Source organism: Aeromonas sp. QDB18, assembly GCF_027705325.1.
GTDB classification, from domain to species: Bacteria; Pseudomonadota; Gammaproteobacteria; order Enterobacterales; family Aeromonadaceae; genus Aeromonas; species Aeromonas caviae.
Map to the genome: position 1 here is coordinate 1 of NZ_JAPDBQ010000153.1, position 10,180 is coordinate 10,180.

The window sequence follows — 10,180 nt, forward strand, 5'->3', positions numbered from 1 at the left end:
CGAAACCCAACAAGGAGTTTCGGATTCTTACACAGCCTGAGGATCGGTCAATGGATCCTTAACTGATCGGCATTAGGCCACATGGGCCACCCTTTTTGCTTCTCGCCCTCTTGTCACCACGCCAGAGCCGGGTGCATCAGACGGTTCAACAGCGTGCCGGATGGCGTCCACTCAAAGCTCTGGTTGGCGCCGCCATAGCATTCGGCGAGGCGCAGGGGGACGGCCGGCTTGTGACGGCGACCCGCCACATCCAGGCACAGCGACACCTGCCGATTGAACAGCCGACCCCCCTGCCACTGCCATTGATGGCTCTCCTCCCGGCACACCTCCATCCCCAGACCATCTTCCCCTCTGGCGACCAGGCAATCCCCGGCCAGTTGCAGGGCGCCGACATCCCAGCTGAATGACTGGTTCGGTTGCTGATCGCAGGGCTGGGTCAGCAGACGGCCCTGCTCGCTCAGGGTCACGCAGAAGCCACCACTGGTTACCAAGGTGGCCTCGAGTTCGGCCTTTGGCTTGGGGGCGGCGCCCATCAGAAGATCTTCCGGTTTCGGCTGCAGGGCGCAACCACCCAGCAGCAGTGCGGCCATGGCCAGCACGGAGAGTTGAAAAGAAGTGATATGGTGATGCATAGGCCTTGTATCTGGTCCGTGCCCGAGCGTCCCCTGTCTCGCGGCTCCGGGCCCCAGCATAGCGAACTCGTGGCGAACAGGCGCCTGAAGAAGTGTAAAAAGACGTGACAGGAAAAAGCGGAAGAGAAACGCCAAAAAGCAAAAACCCCGCCTGAGCGGGGTTTTCAAATGTGGTCGGTGATAAAGGATTCGAACCTTTGACCCTCTGGTCCCAAACCAGATGCGCTACCGGGCTGCGCTAATCACCGATGGGGGTATTCCAAAAACACAAAGATGACCATCTGGTCATCCTCGTCATACAGCAAGTATGGTGCGAAGAGAGGGACTCGAACCCTCACACCCGGGGGGCACTAACACCTGAAGCTAGCGCGTCTACCAATTCCGCCACCTTCGCGTACCTGACAAGCTGTAAAATGGGGTGGCTGATGGGGCTCGAACCCACGACAACCGGAATCACAATCCGGGACTCTACCAACTGAGCTACAGCCACCACAGCTGTTTTCGTTCTTCAACACGCCCGTTTAACCGGCGCACTTTTGATGGTGCGCCCGACAGGATTCGAACCTGTGACCTCTGCCTCCGGAGGGCAGCGCTCTATCCAGCTGAGCTACGGGCGCTACGCTGTCGAACGGGGCGCATTATTGATGATGATGCCGACCTTGTCTACTCTTTTTTTGACACAAAGAATCAAGTGCCTGTTTTTCAATCACTTCCGACCCTTTTCAACTATTTTTGTTTTGTTCAGGCTGGATCCAGCAATTCCCCACTACTTTTTGAATCCCTCACCCCATAGGGTCAGAGATGATGGGCAATGCTTGACTTGCCTTTGCGCCCACCTAGAATGAATGAACGTTCATTCAGTCGTTGACCTCTGATAACTATGGATAAGAAAGAACGCATTTTCGAAGCAGCTCACGAGATCCTCGGCGAGCAGGGCTTCTACGGCCTTTCCATTGCCGTGGTCGCCAAGAAAGCCAAGGTGGCGGCAGGCACCATCTATCGCTATTTCAGCGACAAGGATGACCTGATCCGCCAGCTCTATCAGCACACTATCCTCAAGTGTCATCCCCTGGTCATGGAAGGTGTGCAGATAGAAGAGGTGTCCTATAAGCAGTATCGACGCCTCTGGCTCAACATCGATGCCATCTTCACCAGCTACCCCAATGCACTCAAGTGCAAATTGCAGTACGAAAGTTCTCCATTGGGGGCTGAATTGGAGCGGGATCCGGTCATAATGGCGACGTGGGCGCCACTTGAGCGCTTCTTTGAGCAAGGACGCCAACAGGGACTCTTCATCGATCTCCCCATTCTGGTGTTGCAAGCATTGAGTCTGGATTGCGTGGCCAACCTGGCACAGCAGCGCCGGGTTCACGATTTCGAATTGACGCAGGAACAGCTGGAGACGGTCATCCGGGCCAGCTGGAATGCCATTTTAAACCCTAATGTTTCCATCACAGGAGCCTGTTCATGAAAAAGTGGATGGCCATCATGTTGCTGATAGCACTCGCCCTGTTTGGCAGTGTCATCGGCTTCAATATGTTCAAGCAGAAGAAGATTGCAGAGTTCATGGCCAATCGGCCCGAGCCCGAGTTCCCGGTCACCGCCATGGTCACCAAGGCGCAGGACTGGGTCCCCACCATTGAAGCCATCGGCTTCATCGAGCCGAACCAGGGGGTCACCCTCTCCAGCGAGCTGTCAGGCACCATCGACAGCATCCGGTTCGAATCCGGGGCACATGTCAAAGCGGATCAACTGCTGCTGAGCCTGGACTCCAGTGTGGAAAAAGCCAATCTGAACTCCTCCCAGGCCAGACTGCCGGCAGCCAGGGCCAAGTTCGAGCGCTACAAGAACCTCTATCAGAAGAACTCCATCTCCCGGGACCAGCTGGATGATGCCGAGGCAAGCTACCGCTCCCTGGAGGCGGACATCGACAGTCTGAAGGCCACCATCGCCCGTCGTGAGGTGCGAGCCCCCTTCAGCGGCGCCGTGGGCCTGCGCAACGTCTTCCTCGGCCAGTATCTGGAGCCCGGTACCGAGATCGTGCGCCTGGAAGACACCAGCGTGATGCGCCTGCGCTTCACCGTGCCCCAGACCGACATCTCCAAAATCACCCTGGGACAGACCATCAAGATCAACGTGGATGCATATCCCCAGACCCAGTTTGACGGCCAGATCACGGCCATCGAGCCCGCGGTCAACTATCAGAGCGGCCTGATCCAGGTGCAGGCAGACATCCCGAACAACGACGGCCAGCTCCGTTCCGGCATGTTCGCCCGCGCCAGCATCATACTGCCCACGGTGAAAGACCAGATCGTGATCCCGCAGTCCGCCATCTCCTTCACCCTCTATGGCGAGAACGTCTACGTCATTCACGAGGCTGACGGCGTGAAACGCGCCAAGCAGGTGGTGGTCAAGGCAGGTGAGCGTCGCGGCAACGATGTCCATGTGCTGTCCGGCATCAAGGCTGGCGATCAAATCGTGCTGTCGGGTCAGGTTCGCCTGAGCAACGATACCAAGGTGCACGTGGTCGAGAACGATGCCCTTGCCGTTCCGGCACAAACCCCGATGCTGTAAGCGCGGAGAGCTGCGATGCGATTTACTGACATATTCATAAAACGGCCTGTGCTGGCGATCTCGCTCAGCTTCCTGATAGCCCTGCTGGGCTTCCAGGCCATCTTCAAGATGCAGGTGCGTGAATACCCCGAGGTGATCAACACCGTCATCACGGTCAACACCAGCTACTATGGCGCCAGTGCGGACCTGATCCAGGGCTTCATCACCCAGCCCCTGGAGCAGGCGGTCGCCCAGGCCGACAACATCGACTTCATGACCTCCTCGAGCCAGTTGGGCAGTTCCACGGTGACGGCGTACATGAAGCTCAACACCGATCCGAACGCCGCGCTGTCCGACATCCTGGCCAAGGTCAACTCGGTGCGTTCCCAGTTGCCCAAAGAGGCGGAAGACCCTTCGGTCACCTCCTCCACCGGCTCCACCACGGCGGTGCTCTATATGGGCTTCACCAGCCCGGAGCTCAACTCCAGCCAGATCACCGACTACCTGGAGCGGGTCATCAAGCCCCAGCTGTTTACCGTGGGCGGGGTCTCCAAGGTGGATCTGTATGGCGGGGTCGAATTCGCCCTCCGGGTGTGGCTGGATCCGGCCAAGATGGCCGCCTTTGACCTGACCTCAAGCGACGTGATGACGGTGCTCAACAGCAACAACTATCAGTCCGCGACCGGCCAGGCCACCGGCTATTTCACCCTGTTCAACGGCAACGCCGAGACCCAGGTCGGCAACATCGAAGAGCTCAAGCGTCTGGTGGTCGCCACCCGCGACAGCAAGGTGATCCGTCTCTCCGACATCGCCAAGGTCTCCCTGGAGAAGAGCCACGACATCTATCGCGCCAGCGCCAACGGCCGCGAAGCCGTGGTTCTGGCCATCAACGCAGCCCCGACAGCCAACCCCATCAACATCGCCCACGATGTGCTGGAGCTGCTGCCGAGCCTGAAGCGCAACATGCCGAGCACCATGCAGGTGAACGTCCTGTATGACTCCACCATCGCCATCAACGAATCCATCCACGAGGTCATCAAGACCATACTGGAGGCGGCCGCCATCGTACTGGTGGTGATCACCCTGTTCCTCGGTTCGTTCCGGGCGGTCATCATCCCCATCATCACCATTCCCCTGAGCCTCATCGGCGTGGTGATGATGATGGACATGTTCGGCTTCTCCATAAACCTCATGACCCTGCTGGCGATGGTGCTGGCCATCGGTCTGGTGGTGGATGACGCCATCGTGGTGCTGGAGAACGTCGACCGTCACATCAAGGAAGGGGAAGAGCCGTTCCGGGCCGCCATCATAGGTACCCGGGAGATCGCCGTGCCCGTCATCGCCATGACGGTCACCCTGGCGGCGGTGTATGCGCCCATCGCCCTGATGGGGGGCATCACCGGCTCCCTGTTCAAGGAGTTCGCGCTGACCCTGGCGGGCGCCGTGTTCGTCTCGGGCATCATCGCCCTGACCCTGTCGCCCATGATGTGCGCCAAGATGCTCAGGGCCAACGAGGAGCCCGGCAAGTTCGAGCGTACCGTACACGATCTGCTGGACCGGATGACGGCCCGCTACGACGCCATGCTCCATGCCGTGATGCAAAAGCGCATCGTGGTCATCCTGTTTGCCGTCATCGTGTTCGCCAGCCTGCCGCTGCTGTTCAAGTTCATTCCGAGCGAGCTGGCCCCGTCCGAGGACAAAGGCGTCATGGCGGTGCTGGGGACGGCCCCTTCCAACGCCAACCTGGACTACATCGAAAACACCATGGCGGACGTGAACAAAGTCCTGGACGACCAGCCGGAGATCGCTTACTCCCAGGTCTTCTCGGGGGTGTTCAACTCCAATCAGGCGTTCGGTATCGCCTCCATGGTGCCCTGGAGCCAGCGTGAAGCGAGCCAGAAAGAGGTGCTGGACCGGGTCGCCGGTCTGGTGAAGGACATCCCCGGGATGGCCATCACCACCTTCCAGTTCCCGGAACTGCCGGGGGCGTCGAGCGGTTTGCCCATCCAGTTCGTTATCACCACCCCGAACAGCTTCGAGAGCCTGTTCCTGATCGCGGGTGAGATGCTGGCGGCAACCCAGGCCAACGGCCAGTTCGTTTATTCGGATCTCGATCTGAACTACGACTCGGCCACCATGAAGATCAGCATCGACAAGGACAAGGCAGGTGCCTACGGCATCACCATGCAAGACATCGGCATCACCATGGGCACCATGATGGCGGACGGTTACGTCAACCGTATCGACCTGGATGGCCGCTCCTACGAGGTGATCCCGCAGGTGGAGCGCAAGTTCCGTCTCAACCCTGAGTCCATCAAGGGGTACTACGTGCGTGCCGCCGACGGCAAGTCGATCCCGCTGGGCAGCCTGATCAAGATTGAAGTGAAGGGAGAGCCCCGTGCCCTGCCCCACTTCAACCAGCTGAACTCCGCCACCATCGGCGCCGTGCCGGCACCGGGCGTGGCCATGGGGGATGCGATCAACTGGTTCAAGGCGACCGCGGAAGAGAAGCTGCCCCAAGGCTATCGTTACGACTTCATGGGTGAAGCCCGCCAGTTCGTGACCGAAGGGAATGCGCTCTACGCCACCTTCGCCCTGGCCCTGGCCATCATCTTCCTGGTGCTGGCGATCCAGTTCGAATCCGTGCGTGACCCGCTGGTCATCATGGTGTCAGTGCCGCTGGCCATCAGTGGCGCGCTGATCGCCCTGGCGTGGGGCATGGCCACCATGAACATCTACTCCCAGGTCGGTCTCATCACCCTCGTCGGTCTGATTACCAAGCACGGTATTCTGATCTGCGAGGTGGCGAAGGAGGAGCAGCTGCTCCATGGTCTGAACCGGATGCAAGCCGTCATGCAGGCTGCCAAGGTCCGTCTGCGCCCCATCCTGATGACCACGGCGGCGATGATCGCAGGCCTCATCCCGCTGCTCTATGCCTCGGGTGCGGGGGCGGCACAGCGCTTCAGCATCGGCATCGTCATCGTGGCGGGTCTGGCCATCGGCACCCTGTTCACCCTGTTCGTGCTGCCGGTCATCTACACCTTCCTGGCATCCGAGCACAAGCCGCTGCCGGAATTCGACGAATCCATCCCGGCAAAAGCCAAGGGCGGTCACTGATCCCAGCCCACACAAAAAAGGCCCCGAAAGGGGCCTTGTTTTTATCCATTGGATGACACACGACATAAGTCCATGAAGCAGTTAAACTAAACCGCACTCAATCCAGACCGCAAGGACGCCATGTCAGGAATCTTCTCCAAGGCCGTCGGCCTTAACGGACTCTCTTATCGTCTGCTTTCCTACATTCTGATCTGCAGTACGGTGCTGGCACTGCTCATCACCGTGCTTCAGCTCGCCTGGGACTACAACAAGGATGTGACCGTCATCGAGGCCAGCATCGGCCAGATCGAGGCCTCCTTCCTGCAACCCATCTCGGCCAGTCTCTGGAATCTGGATGAAGAGCAGGTGAAGGTGCAGATCGAGGGCATCATGAACCTGCCCAACATGCAGTTCGTCATGGTCAAGGAGATGCTGGGCAATTCGGAAGTGCCCCTGCTCACCCAGGGAGTGGAGCAGCCCCAATACGACATCTCCCGCGAGTTCACCCTGAGCTATCAGGGGGAAGTGGTCGGCAAGCTGTTCGTCGCCGCCTCCCTGGAGCAGGTCTACCAGCGCCTCATCGAGAAATCCGTGCTGATCCTGGTCAGCCAGACCATCAAGACCCTGGTCGTCTCGTTCTGCATCCTGGTCATCATCTACTATCTGGTGATCCGTCACATCAACCGCATCGTCAGCTATGCCCAGAAACTGAGCCTGGATCGCCTCGCAGTGGAGCTGACCCTGGAGGGTCGCCCCCTGCCCCGCAAGTCCCCTGACGAATTCGATACCCTGGCCGCCACCCTCAACCAGATGCGCACCCGGCTGAACGACGAGTTCACGGCCCGCCATCAGGCCGCCGATCAGCTCCAGCAGGAGCGGGACTTCTCCGCCACCTTGATCAACTCCGCCAACATGGTCATCTGCTGCATGGAGCCGGATCTCAACATCGCCAGCATCAACCCGGCGGCCATCCTGCTCACCGGCTATCACCACCAGGAGCTGTTGCAGCACAACTGGCTGGATCTCTTCGTCAGCAAGGAGCAGCGTGACGAGCTGGCCGCCACCCTGGCCGATCAGGGCGCCCTGGAGGACAGGGAGATCACCATGCACGACCAGCAGGGCAACGAGCTGGTACTGCAGTGGACCTTCGCTCCCTTCTACGAGGGGCCCAACCTCAAGTACCTGATCGGCTTTGGCTATGACATCACCCCCCTCAAGAAGGTGGAGCGGGAGATCACCCTGTTCAACGAGCAGCTGGAAGGCAAGGTGGCGGAACGCACCCGCAGCCTGAGCGATGCCAACGACCAGCTGGGCAAGGCCTATGACGATCTCAAGCAGGCCCAGCAGACCCTGGTGGAGTCGGAGAAGATGGCCTCCCTCGGTTCCCTTGTTGCCGGCGTGGCCCACGAGATCAACACGCCCATCGGCATCAGCGTCACCGCCTCCTCCTACCTGCAGGAGCGGGTGGCCGACTTCAAGCAGCATATCGAGGCCAAGCAGCTCTCCCGCACCTACCTCAACGAATTCACGCAGAATCTCGACGAGTCGATGCAACTGCTGCAAGGCAACCTGAGACGCGCCTCAGAACTCATCGCCAGCTTCAAGCAGGTAGCGGTCGATCAGTCCTCCGAGGCCCGATACAACTTCAGCCTCGCCGACAACCTGCATCAGGTGGTGGTCTCCCTCGGCTACAAGCTCAAGAAGGCCCAGTGCGAGGTGGACATCCAGTGCGATCCCAAGCTGAGCATCTACTCCTTCCCGGGCAGCTTCACCCAGATCTATTCCAACCTGATCCTCAACTCCATCCATCACGGTTTCGATGGCTGGGACAGGCCCAGAAAGATCACCATCCAGGTGGCGCAGCAGGGAGACGAGCTGGTCATCGACTACAGTGACAACGGTCGCGGCATCCCGCCGGAGATACTGCCGCGCATCTTCGATCCCTTCGTCACCTCCAAGCGGGGCCATGGCGGCAGCGGGCTCGGCACCCACATCATCTACAACCTGGTGGTGCAACTGCTGCGCGGCCGCATCCACTGCGCCAGCGAACCGGGGCAGGGTACCCAGTTCCACATTCGCCTGCCCATCCAGCAGAACTGAGCACCGGCTCTTGTGAGCCGGCCGCTTTGTCCCCATCATGCTGTGACTGCATTCTTAACGAGCGGAGAACCTCGCAATGGCACAGCATTTTGACTACATCGCCATCGGTGGCGGCAGCGGCGGCATCGCCTCGGCCAACCGGGCAGCCATGTACAGCAAGAAAGTCGCCCTGATCGAAGCCAAAGAGCTGGGTGGCACCTGCGTCAACGTCGGCTGCGTACCGAAGAAGGCCATGTGGTATGCAGGCCAGATCGCCGATGCCCTGAAATATGGCGCCGACTACGGCTTCGACACCACGCTCAACCACTTCAGCTGGGCCAAGCTGGTCGAATCCCGTCAGGCCTATATCGGGCGCATTCACCAGTCCTACCAAAACGTGCTGGGCAAGAACCAGATCACCGTCATCAAGGGCTTCGCCCGCTTCGTCGACAGCCATACCGTCGAGGTGAACGGCGAGCAGTACAGCGCCGATCACATCCTGATTGCCACCGGCGGCCGCCCCGAGGTCCCGACCATTCCGGGCGCCGAACTGGGTATCGACTCCGACGGTTTCTTCGACCTGAAAAGCCAGCCCAAACGGGTTGCCGTGGTGGGTGCCGGCTATATCGCCGTGGAGATAGCAGGCGTGATGCAGGCTCTTGGCTCTGAGACCCATCTGGTGGTGCGCAAACATGCGCCGCTGCGCAACTTCGACCCCATGATCCACGAGACCCTGGTGGAGATCATGGCGCAGGAAGGGCCCAAGCTGCACACCCACGCCATTCCCAAGGCCGTCATCAAGAACGCCGACGACAGCCTGACCCTGCAACTGGAAGATGGTCGCCACCTCACCGTGGACTGCCTCATCTGGGCCATCGGTCGCGTGCCTGCCACCGACAACCTCAATCTGGCTGCCACCGGCATCACCCTGGACGAGAAGGGCTTCATCCCCACCGACAAGTTCCAGAACACCGCCGTCGCCAACCTCTATGCCGTCGGTGACAACACCGGCCGCATCCAGCTCACCCCGGTGGCTGTCGCGGCAGGCCGCCGCCTCTCGGAGCGGCTGTTCAACAACAAGCCTGGCGAGCACCTCAACTACGATCTGGTGCCGACCGTGGTGTTCAGCCACCCGCCCATCGGCACCATCGGCCTGACCGAGCCGGAAGCCGTTGCCGAGTACGGGGAAGATCAGGTGAAGGTCTACCGCAGCCAGTTCACCGCCATGTACTCGGCCCTGACCCAGCATCGCCAGCCCACCCGGATGAAACTGGTCTGCGTCGGGCCGGAAGAGAAGGTAGTCGGCCTGCACGGCATCGGCTTCGCCATGGACGAGATCCTGCAAGGCTTCGGCGTCGCCATGAAGATGGGCGCCACCAAGGCGGACTTCGACAACTGTGTCGCCATCCATCCCACCAGCGCGGAAGAGTTTGTTACCCTTAGGTAGCGGTGTAGGAAAAGCAACCCACACACATAAGTAAATCTGGAAAAGGGCCTGCCACTGTCTATACTGTATGTATGGTCAGTGGCATCTTCTAGGTAGATTTATGTCCTATCTCATTTCTTCAGCAGACGTATGCACCAAAACTAAGCTTAAAACCGATGCCCAAGGCGCGTTGTCTTGCGATCCCATCAGTGGCAACATTGGCTCCTTGCCCACCCTGTTTACCCAGGATGGCACCTTTAATCACGAAGCGAACAGCTACCTGTTCTATCAAAAGGCCATTAATCAAGCCAAAGACCCGCGAATTCAACTTCGAAGTGCAATTCCCGATTAAAAATCAGGCTGCTTTCAGAAGTTCGTCAAAAACCACCTGTGG

Annotated in this window: 7 protein-coding genes and 4 tRNA genes; 6 read left to right on the forward strand and 5 right to left on the reverse strand. The window is 59.5% G+C overall.

Going from position 1 to position 10,180, the window contains the following annotated elements; translation table 11 throughout:
- Positions 1-113: 113 nt before the first annotated feature.
- From OKC30_RS17730 to OKC30_RS17750, 5 genes are all read right to left on the reverse strand, one after another.
- Entirely contained in the window at positions 114-632 is a 519-nt protein-coding gene (locus OKC30_RS17730) for a ricin-type beta-trefoil lectin domain protein (RefSeq protein WP_041212082.1), read from the reverse strand.
- Between the two features lie 171 nt (positions 633-803).
- Positions 804-880 (reverse strand) — tRNA-Pro (locus tag OKC30_RS17735).
- Positions 881-940: 60 nt separating this feature from the next.
- Positions 941-1,026 (reverse strand) — tRNA-Leu (locus OKC30_RS17740).
- Positions 1,027-1,046: 20 nt separating this feature from the next.
- A tRNA-His gene (locus OKC30_RS17745) sits at positions 1,047-1,122 on the reverse strand.
- Between the two features lie 50 nt (positions 1,123-1,172).
- A tRNA-Arg gene (locus OKC30_RS17750) sits at positions 1,173-1,249 on the reverse strand.
- Between the two features lie 263 nt (positions 1,250-1,512).
- Here OKC30_RS17750 and OKC30_RS17755 point away from each other — a divergent pair.
- From OKC30_RS17755 to OKC30_RS17780, 6 genes are all read left to right on the forward strand, one after another.
- Positions 1,513-2,103, forward strand: coding sequence for a TetR/AcrR family transcriptional regulator (locus tag OKC30_RS17755; RefSeq protein ID WP_010672311.1), 591 nt, complete (start codon positions 1,513-1,515; stop codon positions 2,101-2,103).
- Positions 2,100-3,206, forward strand: a complete 1,107-nt coding sequence (locus OKC30_RS17760) for an efflux RND transporter periplasmic adaptor subunit (protein ID WP_041212081.1) — start codon at positions 2,100-2,102, stop codon at positions 3,204-3,206. Before OKC30_RS17755 ends, OKC30_RS17760 begins: the two co-directional genes overlap by 4 nt.
- Before the next feature lie 15 nt (positions 3,207-3,221).
- Positions 3,222-6,302 (forward strand): multidrug efflux RND transporter permease subunit, encoded by a 3,081-nt coding sequence (locus tag OKC30_RS17765; RefSeq protein ID WP_039040660.1) that lies wholly within the window; start codon positions 3,222-3,224, stop codon positions 6,300-6,302.
- A 120-nt stretch (positions 6,303-6,422) separates the two neighbouring features.
- Entirely contained in the window at positions 6,423-8,381 is a 1,959-nt protein-coding gene (locus OKC30_RS17770; RefSeq protein WP_270665096.1) for an ATP-binding protein, read from the forward strand.
- A 76-nt stretch (positions 8,382-8,457) separates the two neighbouring features.
- Positions 8,458-9,807, forward strand: a complete 1,350-nt coding sequence (gorA, locus tag OKC30_RS17775; RefSeq protein ID WP_270665095.1) for a glutathione-disulfide reductase — start codon at positions 8,458-8,460, stop codon at positions 9,805-9,807.
- Between the two features lie 100 nt (positions 9,808-9,907).
- The gene (locus tag OKC30_RS17780) at positions 9,908-10,138 is read left to right on the forward strand and encodes a hypothetical protein (protein WP_270665094.1); all 231 of its coding nucleotides are present in this window, start codon (positions 9,908-9,910) and stop codon (positions 10,136-10,138) included.
- Positions 10,139-10,180: the final 42 nt, after the last annotated feature.

Excerpts from the sequence above, each read along its gene's own strand:
- gorA (WP_270665095.1), top strand. The coding sequence starts at position 8,458 with ATGGCACAGCATTTTGACTACATCGCCATCGGTGGCGGCAGCGGCGGC.
- OKC30_RS17770 (WP_270665096.1), top strand. The coding sequence starts at position 6,423 with ATGTCAGGAATCTTCTCCAAGGCCGTCGGCCTTAACGGACTCTCTTAT.
- OKC30_RS17765 (WP_039040660.1), top strand. The coding sequence starts at position 3,222 with ATGCGATTTACTGACATATTCATAAAACGGCCTGTGCTGGCGATCTCG.
- OKC30_RS17755 (WP_010672311.1), top strand. The coding sequence starts at position 1,513 with ATGGATAAGAAAGAACGCATTTTCGAAGCAGCTCACGAGATCCTCGGC.
- OKC30_RS17760 (WP_041212081.1), top strand. The coding sequence starts at position 2,100 with ATGAAAAAGTGGATGGCCATCATGTTGCTGATAGCACTCGCCCTGTTT.
- OKC30_RS17730 (WP_041212082.1), bottom strand. The coding sequence starts at position 632 with ATGCATCACCATATCACTTCTTTTCAACTCTCCGTGCTGGCCATGGCC.
- OKC30_RS17780 (WP_270665094.1), top strand. The coding sequence starts at position 9,908 with ATGTCCTATCTCATTTCTTCAGCAGACGTATGCACCAAAACTAAGCTT.